The 18,237-nt window shown below is 65.9% G+C and carries 17 protein-coding genes; 14 read left to right on the top strand and 3 right to left on the bottom strand.

The features are described from left to right. The first annotated feature begins 35 nt into the window (after positions 1-35). Entirely contained in the window at positions 36-539 is a 504-nt protein-coding gene (locus ABIA30_RS23325) for a pyridoxamine 5'-phosphate oxidase family protein (protein WP_370069824.1), read from the top strand. Positions 540-579: 40 nt separating this feature from the next. On the opposite strand, the gene ABIA30_RS23320 is transcribed toward ABIA30_RS23325, so the two are convergent. Both ABIA30_RS23320 and ABIA30_RS23315 read right to left on the bottom strand, forming a co-directional pair. Continuing rightward, positions 580-882 (bottom strand): GNAT family N-acetyltransferase, encoded by a 303-nt coding sequence (locus tag ABIA30_RS23320; RefSeq protein ID WP_370069822.1) that lies wholly within the window; start codon positions 880-882, stop codon positions 580-582. 88 nt (positions 883-970) lie between these two features. Then, positions 971-1,270, bottom strand: coding sequence for a WhiB family transcriptional regulator (locus tag ABIA30_RS23315; RefSeq protein WP_370069820.1), 300 nt, complete (start codon positions 1,268-1,270; stop codon positions 971-973). Positions 1,271-1,608: 338 nt separating this feature from the next. Here ABIA30_RS23315 and ABIA30_RS23310 point away from each other — a divergent pair, with 338 nt between their 5' ends. Further along, positions 1,609-2,364 carry a transcriptional regulator gene (locus ABIA30_RS23310; protein ID WP_370070079.1) on the top strand — a complete coding sequence of 252 codons (756 nt, stop codon included), beginning with the start codon at positions 1,609-1,611 and terminating at the stop codon, positions 2,362-2,364. Here ABIA30_RS23310 and ABIA30_RS23305 read toward each other — a convergent pair. Further along, complete coding sequence (locus ABIA30_RS23305; RefSeq protein WP_370069818.1) at positions 2,361-3,620, bottom strand: MinD/ParA family protein; 1,260 nt, start codon at positions 3,618-3,620, stop codon at positions 2,361-2,363. The two genes, ABIA30_RS23310 and ABIA30_RS23305, sit on opposite strands and share 4 nt — an antisense overlap. 449 nt (positions 3,621-4,069) lie before the next feature. Between ABIA30_RS23305 and ABIA30_RS23300 the strand changes: the two genes are divergently transcribed. The 12 genes from ABIA30_RS23300 (at position 4,070) to eccD (ending at position 18,236) form a co-directional block, all read left to right on the top strand. Next, positions 4,070-4,921, top strand: a complete 852-nt coding sequence (locus ABIA30_RS23300) for an ESX secretion-associated protein EspG (protein ID WP_370069816.1) — start codon at positions 4,070-4,072, stop codon at positions 4,919-4,921. A 16-nt stretch (positions 4,922-4,937) separates the two neighbouring features. Continuing rightward, positions 4,938-5,399: a YbaB/EbfC family DNA-binding protein gene (locus ABIA30_RS23295; RefSeq protein ID WP_370069814.1), complete on the top strand. Its 462-nt coding sequence runs from the start codon at positions 4,938-4,940 to the stop codon at positions 5,397-5,399. A gap of 5 nt (positions 5,400-5,404) precedes the next feature. Beyond that, the gene (gene eccA / locus ABIA30_RS23290) at positions 5,405-7,126 is read left to right on the top strand and encodes a type VII secretion AAA-ATPase EccA (protein ID WP_370069812.1); all 1,722 of its coding nucleotides are present in this window, start codon (positions 5,405-5,407) and stop codon (positions 7,124-7,126) included. Positions 7,127-7,130: 4 nt separating this feature from the next. Continuing rightward, positions 7,131-8,606, top strand: coding sequence for a type VII secretion protein EccB (gene eccB, locus ABIA30_RS23285; RefSeq protein ID WP_370069810.1), 1,476 nt, complete (start codon positions 7,131-7,133; stop codon positions 8,604-8,606). After that, positions 8,603-10,828 (top strand): type VII secretion protein EccCa, encoded by a 2,226-nt coding sequence (gene eccCa / locus ABIA30_RS23280; RefSeq protein ID WP_370069808.1) that lies wholly within the window; start codon positions 8,603-8,605, stop codon positions 10,826-10,828. The genes eccB and eccCa overlap by 4 nt, the downstream gene beginning before the upstream one ends. Further along, complete coding sequence (gene eccCb / locus ABIA30_RS23275) at positions 10,828-12,588, top strand: type VII secretion protein EccCb (protein WP_370069806.1); 1,761 nt, start codon at positions 10,828-10,830, stop codon at positions 12,586-12,588. Before eccCa ends, eccCb begins: the two co-directional genes overlap by 1 nt. A 173-nt stretch (positions 12,589-12,761) precedes the next feature. Then, complete coding sequence (locus ABIA30_RS23270; protein ID WP_370069804.1) at positions 12,762-13,058, top strand: PE family protein; 297 nt, start codon at positions 12,762-12,764, stop codon at positions 13,056-13,058. A 44-nt stretch (positions 13,059-13,102) separates the two neighbouring features. Further along, positions 13,103-14,440, top strand: a complete 1,338-nt coding sequence (locus ABIA30_RS23265; RefSeq protein WP_370069802.1) for a PPE family protein — start codon at positions 13,103-13,105, stop codon at positions 14,438-14,440. Between the two features lie 102 nt (positions 14,441-14,542). Beyond that, a complete protein-coding gene (locus tag ABIA30_RS23260; RefSeq protein ID WP_370069800.1) occupies positions 14,543-14,845 on the top strand; it encodes a WXG100 family type VII secretion target in 303 nt (100 codons plus the stop codon). 52 nt (positions 14,846-14,897) lie between these two features. After that, on the top strand, positions 14,898-15,188 hold the full coding sequence (locus ABIA30_RS23255; RefSeq protein WP_370069798.1) for a WXG100 family type VII secretion target: 291 nt from the start codon (positions 14,898-14,900) through the stop codon (positions 15,186-15,188). Between the two features lie 94 nt (positions 15,189-15,282). Then, the gene (locus tag ABIA30_RS23250; RefSeq protein ID WP_370069796.1) at positions 15,283-16,695 is read left to right on the top strand and encodes a MinD/ParA family protein; all 1,413 of its coding nucleotides are present in this window, start codon (positions 15,283-15,285) and stop codon (positions 16,693-16,695) included. Then, complete coding sequence (gene eccD / locus ABIA30_RS23245) at positions 16,692-18,236, top strand: type VII secretion integral membrane protein EccD (RefSeq protein WP_370069794.1); 1,545 nt, start codon at positions 16,692-16,694, stop codon at positions 18,234-18,236. The genes ABIA30_RS23250 and eccD overlap by 4 nt, the downstream gene beginning before the upstream one ends. Position 18,237: the final 1 nt, after the last annotated feature.

Below are 18,237 nucleotides of genomic sequence, written 5' to 3'. Positions count from 1 at the left end.
TGGCCAGTGAAGGCTCCGCCTGATAGGGATAAGACGTGGGAACCAACGAGCGCAAGAAGATCCAGATGACCGACGACGAGGTCGCCGAGTTCATCGATCGCAGCCGGACCGCCACCATGGCCACGATCTCCCCTGGAGGCAAGCCTCATCTGGTGGCCATGTGGTACGCCCTGCTCGACGGCGAGATCTGGTTCGAGACCAAGGCCAAGTCGCAGAAGGCGGTCAACCTGCGTCGCGATCCGACCATCACCGTGATGGTCGAAGACGGTCTCACCTACGGCACCCTGCGCGGCATGGCCATCGACGGGCGGGCCGAAATCGTCGATGACCCAGACCAGTTGCTGCGCGTTGGCATCAGCGTGTGGGAGCGCTACACCGGCCCCTACACCGACGAGATGCGCCCGTTCGTCGATCAGATGATGAACAACCGAATCGCGGTGCGGGTGGTGCCGATCCGGGTCCGCAGTTGGGATCACGGCAAGCTGGGACTGCCGGACATGCCGGTCAGCGGGACCACTGCGCAGTACCTCAACCAGTGATCTCGGCGCGCTCCGTAACGATACGAAGCGCCGAGATCACTTAGGCCGGGTCGACCAGTGGGTCGTACTCGGGATGTTTGGCGAGGTAGCCGCTGACCATAGAGCAGGCCGGCACGATACGTAGACCTGCCTCGCGGGTGGCCTGCAGTGCCTCGGCCACCAAAATCGTTGCCAGACCGCGCCCTTCGTAGGCCGGCTGGACTTCGGTGTGCGGGAAGATGCGGCGGCCGTCGCGATCAACGAATTCGATCAGCCCGACGGTCTTGCCCTCGACCGCGATGGTGAAGCGGTCCGCTTCGACGTTGATGGTGGTTGGTGCGCCGGTTCGGTCGGAAGTGCTCACCCCGCCACGGTAACCGTGGCGGGGTGAGCTTCACGCAGGACCGCTCGCGCTGCCGCCCCCTCGATCGGCAGCGCGAGCGGTCGAAGATTCAGGCGACCTCGGCGACCTCGGTGAAGCGGCGCTTGCGGACCGGGTAGCCGTTGTGTTCGGCCAGCGACCGAAGTTGCTTGATGGCGAAGGTGCGGCCTCGGCCCTCTTCGGCGGGGATCATGATGCCGGCCCAAAGTCCTTCGGCGCGTGGCAATTCCACGGCCTCGCGGGCGCAGGCCCAACGCCGCGGGCACTGTCGACAGACGGTCTTTGCGTCGTCGTCAGCAAACGTCGTCCATTGCTCCGGGTTCTGCGTGCACTCGCCGAGCGGCAGTCCGTCCATACCCACTGCAGTCATCGGGTTGCTCCTTCGTTCTTGCGCCGCCACGGTCGGTCGCTGTTGAGCTCAATGTATAGCAGCGGACCGTAGTAATGCAACAGTTAAACCGTTGCACTGAATCGAAAACCGACGGATGGGATGAAAACGCAGGTAGAGGCGGTTTGGGCAGTGGGAAACACAGGAGCAGTGCGCGGTGGATGATGGCAAACTGCAGCAATGACAGCGCTGTGATTCGGTTTAGAAATCATCGACGCGACAGTTATGTAGCGGATGCGAACCGTCTAAGCTGTAACACACGCAGCGGCGCGCTTCAGGTTTTGCGTTGGGCACGCGAGCACGGACTGGAGGTGACACGGTTGGCCAACATCGATCCGGACGAGGCCACCGAGATCATCTCCCTGCCGCCGGTAGACCCGGGAATGGCACGGGCCGGCGCCGCCGCAGCTGCTCGCCGGCGCCAACTCGACATCAGCCAGCGAAGTCTGGCGGCCGACGGTGTCATCAACGCCGGCGCGCTCATTGCCTTCGAGAAGGGGCGCAGCTGGCCCCGCGACAAGACGCGTTCCCGTCTCGAGGAGATTCTGCAATGGCCGATCGGGACCATCGCCCGCATCCGTAGCGGTGAATCGGCCCCGGAGGCGACGGCGATGCCCGCAGCGCCCGCGCCGAACGCCCAAATCGGCGAAGTCCCATTGATCGCCCAGGCGGTGGTGGCGGCAGTCAGCACGTTGAGCGCCACGGCCGAGGCACTTCCGGCGATCGACCACTCCGAGTTCACGCCATGGATCACCTCGATCCTGATCGACCTTCGGCAGCTCGAGGGCGTGGCCGCCAGTGCGGCCCGACTGGGACCCGTTTCGCCGCCACTGATCAAGGCGCTGGGCCTGGTGCGGTCCCGCATCGACGAGCTGACGTTGCTCAGCGCAAAGTCACCCACCGCGACGCTGGGACAGCGGCTGTATGCGGCGCGGCGCAGTGCGAATCTGACCGTCGCCGAAACCGCCCAGGCCGCGGGTGTAGCCGAAGGCGTGGTGCTGGGCGCCGAAGCCGGGGCGCCGGTGCCTGCGGATGCCGCCCAGCTGGTCGAATCCCTGATCAGCCAGCTGGCCTAGGGCCGCCGCTCGCGGTGACGGTCGTCGCCGGTGGGGAAAAACGCTGCCAGGGCCGCGGCGACTTCGATGAACTTGCGGCGCGTCGCGCGGGACATCTCGCCGGTTCCGGCGATGACGCCACCCGGACGCAGATGCGCATCGAACGGCACCTCCACCACCGGCTGGCCCTGTCGGGCGAACTGTTCGGCCAGGCCTGATCGGGTCCGCTTGTCGGCGTGCCCATCGGAATCGTTGAGCACCACCACAGTTCGTTGCAGCAGGCCGCGTAGGCCGCGAATGGCCAGCCAGTCCAGCGTCTGGCCGGCGGCTGATGCTCCGTCGAGCCAGGGCGAAGACACCACGACCAGGGCATCGAGGTCGCGCAGGACCTCTTTGGTCACCGGGGTGTCCATGGTCGATCCGCAGTCGATGATCGAGATGGTGAAATGCCGGTCCAGCCGGGAGATCGCCTCGCGGTAGATGGCCGCGTCCAGCACCCGGCGGCGGGCGGGGTTGGCCTCGCCGGCCAGCACGTACAGGCCCGCGGCGTTGTTCCCGATCCGGTTCCGGATATCGGCGAAGGTCTCCAGATGCTGGTCGGAGGCCAACTCCCAATACGAGCCCACAACTTTGGGGTCGACCCGGTTGCCGAGCTTGCCGAAGGCAGTGTCGGCGTCGACGGCCACCACCCGGTCCTGGCGCAGTTCGGCGAAAACCGAACCTATGGAGGCGGACACGGTGGTCTTGCCCACGCCGCCCTTGCCCATGACGCCGATCTTGTAATGCCCACGCAGAACGGACCGGACCCGCGCTTCCAGCTCTGCCTCGTGGATCTCATCGGGCGACTGACCCAGGTTGACCAGCCCGAAGGTGGCCTGGAACAGCGTCTTGCGCCAGCCTCGGGTCGGCGCGGGTTTGCGCGGTGCCGGTTCGGCAGGCCGGATCAGCGCGGCGTATGACGCCGGCGGCCGAGGTGCGCCGAGGTCCGGAGGCTGCTGGCCTGGTCGAGGGCCCGGAGGTACCGGCCACTGACCTGGTACCGGTCCCTGGTGCGGACCAGGTCCGGGCCACGGCGGCTGTTGCGGCGGGCCGGGCTGACCATGATGTGGGGCGCGACCAGGCGAAACGGGCCCACGCTGCAGCGGTTCGGTGAGCTGGACAGGTCGCGGTGGTGTCTTCGGCGCCGCGGGCCAGGCGCGCGGGGTCGCGGGGCTGGGGTCGTCGAACGGCTCTGGGCGCGCGTCGTCGGCGTGCGGGGCGTCGTCGTGATCTGTCACCGGGCACGGCTTTCTCTTCGGGGCCATCTCGTCGGCATACAACAAGTATTCAACTACGGCCGGTGACCTAACCCCGGTAGCCGCCGCGGTCGGCCGGTGTCGCGGGCGGGTCGGACACCACCGCGGTGGCCGACCACTATCGGAGCTAAAGATGTTCTGCGCCAACATCGTTCGACTCTGCCAGAGTGCTTTGCGGCCGTCGAACGAGCGTCGTGCCGTTATCGAATCCGCTGATAAGCTCGATACGGCGTGGCGGTGATGCCGCGGGGGTCGGAGGTTCCGGAGCGTTTGACCGGGATGCCGGCGCCGGCGTTCGGGTCGCGTCGGACGGGGTTTTGTGACGGACTGGCCACCGGCGAGGCGGCGGCGGTCCGATACTGGGGTGAGGGCCCGCGCCGGCCGCGATGAGCGGCCGGTAACGGTGCCGCGAGTGCAGCTGGGGGTGCTTCATGTCTGGTCCGTACACCGCTGCGGCCAATGCCGCGGGCGGCATCGATGACGTCGTCGGTGTCGAGGTGACCATCGACGGGATTCTGGTGATCGCCGATAGCCTGCACCTGATGGAGTTCCCGACATCACTGGGAATCCGCCCGAACATCCCGCAGCTGGACCTGCGCGACGTGGTGTGGGACCAGGTCCGGCGGGACCTCACCGCGCAAGGCATCTTGGACATCTACGGTTCGGTGCACCCTGAGGTGGCGGCCATGGTCGACACCCTGAGCCGAGCGGACCGTGCGCTGGAGGGCCGTTGGTGGCGGCGCAATCTGGGCGGCAAGATGCTGCGATTCGTGGTGTGTCGTAAGGGCGAGCGGCACGTGATCGCCGCCCGCGACGGCGAGATGATCGTGCTGCAGCGCGTTGCCCCGCAGGTCGGCCTGGCCGGCATGGTGAACGCGGTGCTGGGCTCGGCGGCACCGGCCAACGTCGAGCCGCTCACCGGGTCCACCGAACGATTGGCCGCTTCCCGAGATCCCGAACAACTGACCCAGTTCGGCATAGCCCTGAGTTCGGCCCGGATCTACGCCGAGCTGGTCGGCAACCCGGACAGCTGGGTCGAGATCACGGCCAACGAACGGCATCCGGGCGGGACGTACTCGGGAGCCGATGTGGCGGCCGGTGTACTCGATTCCCGCCTCGGGCGCATCGTGTCGTTACCGCGCAAGGTCAGTGGTGAGTTGTACGGCAGCTTCCTGCCCGGCACAGACGAGAACCTGGAGCGCGCGCTGCAAGGGCTGGTCGAGTTCCTGCCGTCCCGCTCGTGGTTCGACCGATCCGGCGCCGACGGCGCCGAGGCGGAGTGAGAGGCCGACGACCTTGGTGGACCGCCCACGTCCCGACACTTCCGACGGGTTCGACGACGACGCGCCGGCAGACGGCCCGGACGAACCTGGTCACGGCCTGGACGCATTCGACTTCCTCTACCGCCCTGAGCAGGGTTCGGTGCAATCGGGCGCCGAGTCGTTCACCGTCACCAACCCGCCGCGGACGGTATCGGTCACGGCTCACCTGGACGGCAGGATCCAGCAGGTGAGGTTGTCGGCCGACGCGGCTGCCCTGTCGGAGGCCGAACTCTGCGAGGACGTCCTGGTGCTCGCCGATCTGGCGAACCAACAGGCCCGATCGGCCCAGCACGCGATGGCCCTCGAGGCGATGACGCAGTCCGGCCACGACACCGCGAGCACTCGCGACTTTTTGACCCGAAACCTTGACCTGCCGTCGCCAGAGGACGCCGCTGCCGCTCGGGCCCAGGTCTTCGCAACCCGATACCCAGGTGAATGAGACGAATGACAGAACAACTAGCTGCCGTATTCAACAGCGCCGTCGGCATGCTGAGCAGTTCGCCGGCCCGCTCGCTGCAACTGTTCTGTGAGATCACCGCGACCGACGAAGACGCCTGCGATGCCTGGGTCGGCCGGATCCGCTGCGGTGACTACGACCGGGCCACGCTGTTCCGGGCGTGGTACTCGCGGGGCAATCTCGGCACGTTGGCCGGTGCCGCGGAGGTGTCCCTGAGCGCCGTCGGCGCCCGGGTGCGCATCGGCGGTGAGTTCGGCGACATCACGTATCCGGTGGCGTCGGCGCTGGCCCTGACTCTGGCGTTCGCGATCAATGAAGCGGCCGAGGGTAATCACGGCGACGCTCTCGATGCGTTGGAGAACGCGCCGGCCACCGGGGCCGAGCATCTGGTGGCCTGGGCCAAGGCGGTGATCTATGCGTCCGGGCAGCGCTGGACCGACGTCATGGAAGTGCTCCGTACCTCCGAAGGTTGGCCGGACGCCTTCTTGGCGGCCGCTGCCGGGGTTGCGCGTGGTGTGGCGGCGGCCAACCTCGGCTTGTTCACCGAGGCCGAACGCAGGCTGGTCGAGGCCAATGACTCACCGGCCGGTCAGGCTTGCGCCCGCGCCATTGCTTGGTACCTGGCCATGACCCGGCGCAAACTCGGGAACGAAGACTCCGCGCGGGTGCTGCTGGAGTGGTTGCAGGCCAGCTACCCGGAGCCAAAAGTGACTGCTGCACTTCGTGATCCGAACTACCGGTTGGAGACCACCACTCCCGAGAAGATCGCTGCGCGGACCGACCCGTGGGACCCGGCCACCGTGGTTGCGGACACGGCGGAACGGGACCGCCTGCTGGCCGAGGCGGAGGCCGAACTCGAGCGGCAGATCGGCCTGGCGGAGGTCAAAGAGCAGGTCGAAACCTACCGCGCTGCAACACAAATGGCGAAGATCCGGGCGGCGCGCGGGATGAAGGTCGGGCAGCAGTCCAAGCACATGATCTTCACCGGGCCGCCGGGTACCGGCAAGACCACCATCGCCCGCGTGGTCGCCAACATCCTGGCGGGGCTGGGCGTCATCTCCGAACCCAAGCTGGTGGAAGCCTCCCGCAAGGATTTCGTCGGCGAGTACCTCGGGCACACCGCGGTCAAGACGTCCAAGACCATCGACCGGGCGCTGGGCGGCGTGCTGTTCATCGACGAGGCCTACACCTTGGTGCAGGACAGCCTGCAGGGCGGTGACGCCTTCGGCTCGGAGGCGATCGACACCCTGCTCGCCCGGATGGAGAACGACAGGGACCGTCTGGTGGTGATCATCGCCGGCTACGGATCGGACATCGACCGGCTGCTGGAGGCAAACGACGGCCTGCGATCTCGGTTCGCCACCCGGATCGAGTTCGAGTCCTACTCCCCCGAAGAAATCGTTGAGATCGCCAAAGTCATTGCCAAAAGCAATGACTCGTCACTCGACGAAGACGCGGCCAAGCAGGTATTCGAGGCCGCCACGCTGCTGAGCCAACGTGAACTGGGCGACAAGCCTGCCATCGATATCGCCGGCAACGGCCGATACGCCCGCCAACTGGTCGAGGCCGGCGAGCAGAGTCGCGACATGCGACTCGCGCGCTCAACGGATTTCGAGAATCTCGGCGTCGACCAGCTCAGCTTGATCAGCGGCGAGGACATGGCGAACGCCATTGCCGGTGTCCACCGACGTCTGAACATCGGCGAGTAACCCCATGGCAGATTTCCGGCTCACCACCAAGGTCCAGGTCAGCGGCTGGCGCTTTCTGCTCCGCCGCGTGGAGCACGCGATCGTACGGCGCGACACCCGGATGTTCGACGATCCCTTGCAGTTCTACAGCCGTTCGGTGTCACTGGGCTTGGTGATCGCGATCATCATCTGCATCGGCGCATTGATGCTGGCCTATTTCAAGCCGTTGGGTAAGCGCGGCAGCGATTCGCTGCTGGTCGACCGGACCACCAATCAGCTGTACGTCCTCATGCCCGGCAGCGATCAACTGCGGCCGGTGTACAACCTGACCTCGGCGCGGCTGATCCTGGGCAACAGCGGTGAACCACATGCGGTCAAGTCCGAAGAGCTGGCCGGCCTCCCCAAGGGAGCCGTCATCGGCATTCCCGGAGCGCCTTACGCCACACCGGTTTTCGGCTCGTCGTCGACCTGGTCGGTGTGTGACACGGTCACCAAGCCGGACAGCGTCACCCCGACCATCGAGACCTCCGCGTTGATCGAGCCACTGGACCTCGGCGGCGCGGTCGGTCCGATACGTCCCGACGAGGGCGTACTGGTGAAGTTCGGTGACAAGAACTGGCTGATCACCAAGGCCGGCCGCCATGAGATCGATCTGAGCGATCGGGCCGTCACGTCCGCGGTCGGTATACCGGTCGGGTCCAAGTCGGCGCCCATCTCGCCGGGGTTGTTCAACGCCCTGCCCAATGCCGGACCATGGCTGCTCACCCCGGTACCGGGCGCGGGCGCGCCGAATACCGTTGGGCTACCACCCAATCTGGTGATCGGTTCGGTCTTCCAGGTGGCCACCGACAGTGGCAAACAGCAATACGTGGTGCTGCCCGACGGCGTCGCCAAGGTCAACGACCCCACTGCGGCGGCGTTGCGGGCCACCAACTCATACGGGCTGGTCTCGCCGCCGTCGATCGAATCCAGTGACGTGGCCAAGATCGCCGAGCAGACGTACTACTCCCCGTTGCCCGCAGACGCGATGACCATGCTGCTGCCGCAGGATGATCCGACGCTGTGCTGGTCGTGGCAACGTGAGGTGGGCGATCAGTCGCCTAAGACCACGGTGATCGTCGGCCGTCACCTGCCGGTGTCGACGTCGGCGTTGAATTCGGGTATCAAACAGATCAATGGTGACGCAACCGTGTTCATCGACGGTGGCCATTACATCCGGCTGCAGTCGCCGGATCCGCGATACGGCGAGTCGCTGTATTACGTTGACCCGCAGGGCATCCGGTACGGAATCGCCGATGAGGCGACTGCCAAGGCGCTGGGCCTGACCGCGCCGCTGACCGCGCCGTGGCAGGTCGTCAGCCTGTTGGTGGAAGGCCCGGTGCTGTCGAAGGGGGCGGCCCTGCTGGAGCACGACACCTTGCCCGCCGATCCGCATCCCAACAAGGTGCCCGACGGCAGTGCGCCTGCGCCGGTCGCCCCGCATCCGGGAGGAGCGTCATGACAACCAGGAAGTTCACCCCGTCGATGAAGCGGGGACCACGGCTGACGCCGGGCGAGATCAATGTGACCCCGCCCGATGATCTGGGCATCGAGGTTCCGGCATCGGGGGTGCAGAAGGCACTGCCGTACGTCATGGGCGGCGGCATGCTCGGGATGATCGCGATCATGGTGTTCACCGGTGTGCGCCAGCTGTCGCCGTACATGCTGATGATGCCGTTGATGATGATCATGGGCACCGTCGGATACATGTCCGGTGGCGGCCCGGGCGGCAAGAAGGTGCCCGAGATCGACGCTGATCGGAAGGAATATCTGCGCTACCTCGCCGGTCTGCGCACGCGGGTCACCGCGTCGGCGTCCGCGCAGGTGACCTTTTTCGCCTACCACGCACCGCATCCCGATGATCTGGCCTCACTCGTGGGCGGCCCGAGGCAGTGGTCGCGCGGCAGCAATTCCGAGTTTCTGGGCGCTGCGCGGATCGGTATCGGCGCGGAACCGGCCGTCGACCGGCTGCTGAAGCCGAACATCAACTCTGATCTGGCCGGGCCGATGGCCGCGCCGCAGGCGCATCTAGAGCCGGTCAGCCACATGTGGGTGACCAAGTTCCTGCGCACCCACGGTCTGGTGCACGATTGCCCGAAGTTGGTGCAGCTCAAGGCATTTCCCACCATTGCCATCGGCGGTGATCCCGAGCAGTCCCGGGGTCTGCTCACCGCGATGATTTGTCATCTGGCGGTCTTTCATCCGCCGGACCTGCTGCAGATGCGGGTGCTGCTGGACGATCCGCAGGATCCGGACTGGGCCTGGGTCAAGTGGCTGCCGCACGTTCAGCACCAGGGTGATTCCGACGGTGCCGGTTCGACCCGTCTGATCTATACCCGCCCCGATGGTCTGGCCGACTTGACCGCACGCGGCCCGCACAGTGCCGATTCGATACCGACCGGTCCGTACGTGATGGTGATCGATCTGACGGGTGGCAAGGCGGGGTTCCCGGTCGATGGCCGGGCCGGGGTCACCGTCATCACCAAGGGCAATCACCGTGGTTCGGGGTACCGCATCAAGGCCGACCCTGACGGCACGGCCCACGACAAGCTACCCAACCAGCCCTATCGGTTGGTGACGAACGTGACCGACACGATGACGCCGACGCAGGCGGAACGGTTGGCGCGGAAGCTGGCCGGCTGGTCGATCACCGGCACCATCATCGACCGGGGTACCCGGGTCCAGAAGAAGGTCGCCACCGAGTGGCACCAGCTGGTGGGTGCCCGGACGGTCGAAGAAGTCACGCCGCGGCGCTGGCGGATGTTCGCCGACCAGGACCAGGACCGGTTGCGTATTCCGTTCGGGCATCAGCTCAAAACGGGTGACATCATGCACCTGGACATCAAGGAGGGCGCCGAGTTCGGTGCCGGCCCGCATGGAATGCTCATCGGAACGACCGGTTCGGGTAAGTCGGAATTCCTTCGGACACTGATCCTTTCGCTGGTGGCAACCCACCACCCGGACCAGGTGAACCTACTGCTGACCGACTTCAAGGGCGGTTCGACCTTCCTCGGCATGGAGAAGCTTCCGCACACGGCGGCGGTGGTGACCAACATGGAGGAAGAGGCCGAGCTGGTCGGCCGCATGGGTGAGGTGCTCACCGGTGAACTCGACCGGCGACAGTCGATCCTGCGCCAAGCCGGAATCAAGGTCGGTGCTGCCGGTGCGCTCTCCGGCGTCGCCGAGTACGAGAAGTACCGCGAGCGGGGCGCCGATCTCGCCCCGTTGCCAACGCTTTTCGTGGTGGTCGACGAGTTCGCCGAGCTGCTGCAGAACCACCCCGACTTCATCGCGCTGTTCGACCGGATCTGCCGCGTCGGCCGATCACTGCGGGTGCACCTGCTGCTGGCGACGCAGTCGCTGAACACCGGTGGTGCCCGCATCGACAAGCTCGAGCCGAACCTGACTTACCGAATCGCGTTGCGTACCACCAGCTCTGCCGAATCAAAGGCGGTGATCGGGACCCCAGAGGCCCAGTACATCACCAACAAGGAAAGCGGTGTGGGATTCATGCGGGTGGGCATGGAGGACCCGGTCAAGTTCAAGAGCGTCTATACCGGCGGCAACTATGTGCCCACCGTCATCGACGACGACGGCGGTGACACGCCGCGGGTGGTACCGCAGAACACCTTCCGGATTCGTCCGTTCACCGCGGCGACGATGGTCGACTCGGGGACGCGCTGATGACCGATATCGAATTGGCCGATGCCGACCAGCGTGTGCTGCGCGAAGTGGTGCTCGAACAGCTGACCACCGGTGAGAGCCGGGCTTACAAGATGTGGTTGCCGCCGCTCTTCGATCCGGTGCCGGTAAACGAACTCGTCGAGCGGGGCCGGCGGGATCCGCTGTGGTTCGGGCTCGGGATCATGGATGAGCCCAGGCGGCACCGCCAAGAGGTGTGGGGTATCGACGTGTCCGCGGCCGGCGGCAACATCGCGGTCGGTGGGGCACCACAGACCGGCAAGTCGGTGTTTCTGCAGACCTTGATCCTGTCTGCGGCAGCCACCCACACCCCGCGCCAGGTGCAGTTCTATTGCGTCGATCTCGGCGGCGGTGGCCTGATGTATCTGGAAGACCTGCCGCACGTCGGCGGAGTGGCGACCCGGTCCGAACCGGACCGGGTGAACCGCCTGATAGCCGAGATGAAAGCTGTTCTGCGGCAACGTGAAGCGATGTTCAAGGAGCACCGGATCGGCTCGATAGCGAGCTATCGACAGCTCCGCGAAGACCCGAATCACCCGGCGGCGGCGGATCCGTTCGGTGATGTCTTTCTGGTGATCGACGGCTGGCCGGCCTTCGTCAACGAGTTCCCGGAGCTGGACGCGACGGTGCAGGACCTGGCCGGGCAGGGACTGGCCTTCGGCGTGCACGTCGTCATCTCGACGCCCCGATGGACCGAGCTGAAGTCCAGGGTCCGGGACTACCTCGGTTCCAAGGTCGAGTTCCGTCTCGGCGATGTCAACGAGACCCAGATCGATCGGATCACCCGGGAGATTCCGGTCAACCGGCCTGGTCGCGCGGTCTCGGCGGAGAAACACCACCTGATGATCGGTGTGCCGCGGCTGGACGGGATACACAGTGCCGACAACCTCGCAGCGGCGATGACCGAGGCGGTGGACCACGTCGCGGCACGCCATACCGACATGGCACCGCGCGTCCGGGTCCTGCCCGACCGGATCTACCTGCACGAGGTCGATCCGAACCCGCCCGGTCCGGACAGTGACTACCGCACGCGGTGGACCGTCCCGCTCGGGGTGTGCGAGTCCGACTTGTCGGTCGCCTACGACCAGATGCACACCACTCCGCATCTGCTGATCTTCGGGGCGCCCAAATCCGGCAAGACCACCATCGCTCACGCGGTGGCCTCGGCGATCTGTTCCAGGAACAGCCCCGAGCAGGTGCGGTTCATGCTGGCGGACTTCCGCTCGGGTCTGCTCGATGCGGTGCCGCAGAGCCACCTGCTCGACGCCGGCGCGATCAACCGCAACATCGCGAGTCTGGAGATGTCGATCAAGGCGCTGGCAGCCAACCTCCAGAAGCGGCTGCCACCGCCTGATCTGACCACCGCGCAGCTGCGCGCGCGGTCGTGGTGGTCGGGACCGGATGTCGTGTTGTTGGTTGACGACTGGCACATGATCACCGCAGCCAGCGGCATGATGCCGCCGATGACGCCGTTGAGCCCGTTGTTGCCTGCGGCCGCCGATATCGGCCTGCACATCATCGTGACCTGCCAGATGAGCCAGGCCCAGCGCGCGACCATGGACAAATTCGTGGGTACGGCCTACGGCGCCGGTACGCCGACGATGTTCCTGTCCGGCGAGAAGATGGAGTTCCCGACCAGCGAGTTCAAGCTGCGGCGCAGACCGCCAGGTCAGGCACTTTTGGTGTCACCTGACGGCAAGGAGGTCATCCAGGCGTCGTATGTCGATCCACCCGCGGAATAAGTGTCGGCGACCCGGTCAAATCGCCGGTACTATCAATTCGTACGGCCAGCAAAGAAGTCATTCGCTGGCCAGAACTGGGGGAACGGGGGTTCCATGGGTGGACTTCTGATTTCAATTCCCGTTGTCTTGTGAACAACTTCATACCGCGCTTTCAATAGGTAAGGAGAACAGCAATGCAACCTCTGGAGCACAACCCCGGCGCGATCGGCGTCGGAACCGAGGTAGTAGCGAACGGTGCGCGCGGCCTGGCCACTGGTACTGCCGCAACGACCGAGGCCAGCGCGTTGGTACCGGCCGGCGTCGACGAGGTGTCGGTCCAGGCCGCTCTGGCTTTCGCGACCGAAGGTATTGAGGCGTTGGGTCTCAATGCGTTAGCGCAAGAGGAACTGGCGCGTACCGGTGCGGCCTACGTCGAGGCGTCCACCATCTATGAAGCAGTCGACGGCGCCAACGGCGCGACGCTCCTCTAGCGCCTTCATTGAGCACCTGCCCCGGAGCCTGAGGACAGCAAACTATGTCGGCCGTGCCCGCAATGCTGGCAATGTTCTACGGAGCGTTGCCGCCGGAGATCAACACCGGTCGTTTGATGGCCGGTGCCGGGCCGGCACCTATGTTGCAGGCGGCTGCGGGCTGGGAGGCACTGGCGATCTCGCTGGAGACCCAGGCAGAAGAATTGGCCAGCAGCCTGGCGGCGCTGAGTGAGAACTGGGCCGGTGAGGCAAGCGAGAACGCGGTGGCGTCGACCATCCCGATGGTGACTTGGCTGCAGACCACGGCGATACAGGCCCAGAAGCGGGCGATGCAGGCCATCGCGCAGGCCACGTCGTACAGCACGGCGTTGTCGACCACGCCGCAGCTGCCCGAGATCGCGGACAACCAGATCACGCACATCGTGCTCGAGGCCACGAATTTCTTGGGGATAAACACCATGCCCATCGGCTTCAATGAGGCCGATTACGCGCGGATGTGGAGCCAAGCGGCCGGCGTGATGGAGTCCTATCAAGCCGAGACCAGCTTGAACACCGTGTTCGAGCCGATCATGCCGGCCCAACCCGTGGTGGTGCCGGGCGTCGGTGAGAGCACGGCGGCGGCGGTCATGGCCGAGACCGCTGCCACCGTGCCCGGGGGACTGGCACGGGACCTCATCTTGGCCCAGGTGACCGGCCAGGGAGTGTTCGACAACGCGAGGGCCCTGGCCGGCGATGCCATCAGCGCCGGTACCTTCGCCGGCGACCGTGCCGAGGGCGCAGCGCAGATCGCGCAGTCGCATGCGCAGAATGCGGGCAACCAGCAGGCGAAGCCGCAGCAGGCTGCGCAGCAAGGCGGCCAGATGATGATGCAGATGGCCAGTCAGGTCGGCTCGCAGGTTGCACAACTACCCCAGCAGCTCGGCCAGCTGATCACCCAGCCGGTGCAGCAGCTGAGCCAACCCCTGCAGCAGATGACGCAGATTTTCACCCAGCTGGGTAGCAGCTTCGGCAGTCAGAACGGACCGCAGATCGGGTTACTCGGTGCCAGCCCGTTCTCCAACCATCCGCTGGCCGGTGGATCGGGAGCGGCTTCAGGGGTCGGCCTGGTGCGGGCGGCATCGTTGCCGGGCATGGGTGGCACGGCGACACGTACTCCGCTGATGGCGTCGCTGGTCGGCAGTACCGAGAGTGCGCCGGCACCAGCGGGGGCCGGGGTAGGGGCAGCGCCGGGTGCGTCGACGGCTGGTCGTGCTCCGGTGAGTAGCGGGGGTGGGTCGCCGATGGGGATGAGCGGCAAGGCGGATAAAGGCACGACCAAGCAAGAGCTCAAGGCCCCGGGACTGCTCGTCCAGGACCTCGATGACGAAGACGACGACTGGTGAGTTGTCGCCACCAAATAGCGCTTTCCGGCCCCGGGGGGTCGGTTAGGACTCGCCATTCATTCCAGTGGTGAGGACACAGGATGAGAAAGGTGAAGTGATCAAATGGCATTGCAAGCAGATGTTGCGGTACTGGCAAGTGAGGCATCGAATTTCGACCGCATCGCCGTCGAGTTGCAGGGCGTGATGGCGCGTGTGGAGCAGGTCGGCGCCGACCTGGCCACACACATGAAGACGCCTCAGGCTGGCATGGCAGCGCAGGCGGCACTGGCCCGGTTCAACGCCGCGGCGCATCAGCAGAACCAGCTGTTGATTGAAATCTCGCAGAAGATCCACGTCAGCGGCGTGAAGTATTCGACGACCGACGACGACAACTTTCAGCACATTCAGTCGACGATGAACATCTGATCGCAGTCCGTGAGTCTGTAACCACCACCCGGAATATCAAAAGGACAATCTGATGACAGACATGACATACAACTTCGCAGGGATTGCCGATTCTGCGTCGGGGATCATGCAGGCTGTTGGCACCACCCAACACCTGCTTGACGAGGGCAAGGGTTCGTTGGCCAAGCTCGGTGCCGCGTGGCACGGCGATGGCCAGGGTGCCTACGAAGCCGAGCAGATGAAGTGGGACAGCAACGCACTTGAGCTCAACGAAGCCCTGCAGCAGCTGGCGCAGGCTGTTGCCGGCGCAGGCGAGCACATGATGAGCACCGAGCAGGGCGTGACCGGGTCCTTTCACGGGTAGTTTTGACTACCTACATGAGGTGGGCAGGCCGGCGTAGGGTCGACCTGGCCCGCCTCATGTGCGCTCTGACGTAATACCAACAGGAGAGGTACCCATGTCCGCCGACTACGACCGGCTTTTCCACAACTCGGACTCGGGTCAGGCCGACAACGAGGAAGCGACGCGAACGGTCGACCGCGCGACTCTTGCTGCCGCAGTTCAGATGTCGGCCGACGCCGCCGCTGCGGCGCCGACCGCGGGAGCAGAGCCCTCGTCGGGTCCGCCCGTCGGCGGTCCGCTCGCACCGCCACCGGTGGCCGCGCCGCCGCCCAAGCCGGCCGAGATCACCAGCCAACTGCCGCCCACTCCCCCAGTGGCCGCGCCGCAGTACCCGCCGAACCGACTCCTGCGGAATCCGCAGGGGCCGGGCCCCACCGGCGCCCAGTACGAGCAGCCCGCCCCGCCGCCGCTCCCCCAGCACAACTTCGCCCCGCCCATGCCGCCGGCTCCCCCGCAATATCTGGCAGAGCCGCAGGCCGACGTGCGGTGGACCGAGCAACAGATGCCGGACCAGACCTCGGCCGCCACCATCGGCAACCACCGGGCAATCGATGCGCTGTCCCATGTCGGCGTGCGCACCGGTGTCAAGGCACCTTCGCAACGCGGCTGGCGGCATTGGCTGTACCTGATGACGAGGATCAATCTGGGGCTGTCGCCAGACGAGCTGTATGTGCTGGATCTGTATGCGCGGATCCGCCGAAACGCCCGGGACTCGTACCAGATCGGCGTGCTCGGCCTCAAGGGCGGAGTTGGAAAGACCGCGGTGACGGTGGCGCTTGGTTCGATGATGGCGAAGGTCCGCGGTGACCGGATCTTGGCGGTCGACGCCGACCCGGATGGCGGCAACCTGGCTGATCGAGCCGGGCGGCAGTCGGCGGCGACAGTGTCGGATCTGTTGTCCGACAAGGATCTTGATCGCTACAACGACATCCGCGCGTACACCAGCATGAACGGCTCCAACCTTGAGGTGCTCTCGTCCGCCGAATACAGCGTGGCCCGAAGGGATTTCAACGAGGAGGACTGGAAGGGCGCCGTCGGCGTCGTCTCCAGGTACTACAACCTGGTGCTGGCCGACTGCGGTGCGGGCTTGTTCCACTCGGCCTCGCGCGCTGTGCTTTCGACGGTCTCGGGTTTGGTCATCGTGGCCAGCGCCTCGATCGACGGTGCCCGGCAGGCTGCGGTGACGATGGACTGGTTGCGGCAGAACGGGTATCAGGACCTGCTGAGCCGCTCGTGTGTGGTGATCAACCACGTGACGCCGGGCAAGACGAACATCGACGTCGAGGATCTGGTGCAGCAGTTCGAGCGGCACGTACAGCCCGGACGAGTGGTGGTGCTCCCCTGGGACAAGCACATCGCCGCCGGCACCGAGATCCAATTGGACTTGTTGGACAAGACGTTCCGGCGTCGGATCACCGAACTGGCCGCGGCCTTGTCCGATGACTTCGACCGGCTCGAGCGGCGTTGACCGCCACCGCCGGTCCCGCGACCGTAGCTCCCAGCGAATCGGGCGCGGCTGCAACGCGGCAGTCGACCACCCGGGTGACCATCCTGACGGGGCGACGGATGACCGACCTGGTGCTGCCCGCTTCGACGCCGATCGAGACCTATATCGACGAGACGGTCGATGTCCTGACTGAATTGCTCGATGACGCTCCGGCCGAAGTGTTGGCCGGATTCGATTTCAAAGCCCAGGGTGTGTGGGCATTTGCCCGGCCTGGGGCGCCGCCGCTGAAGGCCACCGAGTCGCTCGACGACTCCGGAGTGGTCGACGGCGCCTTGTTGACGCTGGTGTCGGTGAGCCGCACCGAGCGGTATCGGCCACTGGTCGAAGACGTGATCGACGCCATTGCGGTGCTCGACGAGTCGCCGGAGTTCGACCGGCCCGCACTGAATCGCTTTGTCGGCCTTGCTATTCCATTGGTGACCCTGATCATTGCCGGCACTGCGCTGTGGGTGTGGGTGCAGTCCGGGCACGGCTGGTGGTGGATCGCGGCGCTCGGGCTGCTCGGTGTGGGGGTATTGGCCGGCAGCTTTGCCGCGCACAGCCGTTACCAGAACATCGATCTGGCCGAGAGCCTGCTGGTGGCGTCCCTGCCGCTACTCGCCGGTGCGGCGGCTCTGGCGGTACCACTGCCCCGAGGCGTCAACGGCCTGGGCGCACCCCAACTGGCCGGTGCGTCGGCCGTGGTGCTGCTGATCGTGCTGGCTACTCGCGGTGGGCCGCGCAAGCGCTCCGAAGCGTCGGCCTTCTTGGCCGTCGTCGCCACTGCCGTGACTGCCGCCGCCATTGCCTATGGGTATGGCGGCCAGTCCTGGGTGCCCGCAGGCGCGATCGCCCTGGGTCTGATCGTGGTGACCAACGCGGCCAAGCTGACCGTTGCGGTGGCGCGAATTGCGTTGCCGCCCATCCCCGCTCCGGGCGAGGTGGTATCCAACGAGGAACTGCTCGATCCGGTGGCGGCGAGCAGCAACGTCACCGACGAAGAATCGGCGACCTGGCGCGCCATCATCGATTCGGTACCGAGTTCGGCGGCGCGGCTGACCGAGCGCAGCACGCTGGCCCGGCAGTTATTGGTGGGGTTCCTCAGTGCCGGCGTGCTGGTGCTGACCTTGGGCGCGATTGCCGTGGTCCAGCAGGGACACTTCTTCATCCACTCGCTGATCGTGGCTGCGCTGGTGACCGTGGTGTGCGGGTTCCGGTCCCGGCTGTACGCCGAACGTTGGTGCGGCTGGGCGCTGGTGGCGGCGACGGTGGCGATCCCCACCGGCGTCATGGTCCGGCTATGCCTGTGGAATCCGCACGGGGCCTGGCTGGTGCTGGCGCTCTACGTGGCCGCGGCCCTGGTGGCCCTGGTGATGGTCGGCGCGACTGACGGTGTCCGGCGCGTATCGCCGGTCACCAAACGCATTCTGGAGTTGTTCGACGGTGCGGCGATCGCGGCGGTGATTCCGTTGTTGCTGTGGATCGGCGGGGTGTACGACCTGATCCGCAATATCCGGTTCTGAG

The sequence above is a fragment of the Mycobacterium sp. MAA66 genome, assembly GCF_041261665.1.
GTDB lineage: Bacteria > Actinomycetota > Actinomycetes > Mycobacteriales > Mycobacteriaceae > Mycobacterium.
Note: the sequence above shows the minus strand (reverse complement) of the source record. Positions and strands in the feature narration are given on the sequence as shown.

Bases quoted from the DNA above. Each gene is read 5' to 3' on its own strand.
- ABIA30_RS23315 (WP_370069820.1), bottom strand. From the start codon at position 1,270: ATGACTGCAGTGGGTATGGACGGACTGCCGCTCGGCGAGTGCACGCAG.
- ABIA30_RS23300 (WP_370069816.1), top strand. From the start codon at position 4,070: ATGTCTGGTCCGTACACCGCTGCGGCCAATGCCGCGGGCGGCATCGAT.
- eccA (WP_370069812.1), top strand. From the start codon at position 5,405: ATGACAGAACAACTAGCTGCCGTATTCAACAGCGCCGTCGGCATGCTG.
- eccB (WP_370069810.1), top strand. From the start codon at position 7,131: ATGGCAGATTTCCGGCTCACCACCAAGGTCCAGGTCAGCGGCTGGCGC.
- eccCa (WP_370069808.1), top strand. From the start codon at position 8,603: ATGACAACCAGGAAGTTCACCCCGTCGATGAAGCGGGGACCACGGCTG.
- eccCb (WP_370069806.1), top strand. From the start codon at position 10,828: ATGACCGATATCGAATTGGCCGATGCCGACCAGCGTGTGCTGCGCGAA.
- ABIA30_RS23270 (WP_370069804.1), top strand. From the start codon at position 12,762: ATGCAACCTCTGGAGCACAACCCCGGCGCGATCGGCGTCGGAACCGAG.
- ABIA30_RS23265 (WP_370069802.1), top strand. From the start codon at position 13,103: ATGTCGGCCGTGCCCGCAATGCTGGCAATGTTCTACGGAGCGTTGCCG.
- ABIA30_RS23260 (WP_370069800.1), top strand. From the start codon at position 14,543: ATGGCATTGCAAGCAGATGTTGCGGTACTGGCAAGTGAGGCATCGAAT.
- ABIA30_RS23255 (WP_370069798.1), top strand. From the start codon at position 14,898: ATGACAGACATGACATACAACTTCGCAGGGATTGCCGATTCTGCGTCG.
- ABIA30_RS23250 (WP_370069796.1), top strand. From the start codon at position 15,283: ATGTCCGCCGACTACGACCGGCTTTTCCACAACTCGGACTCGGGTCAG.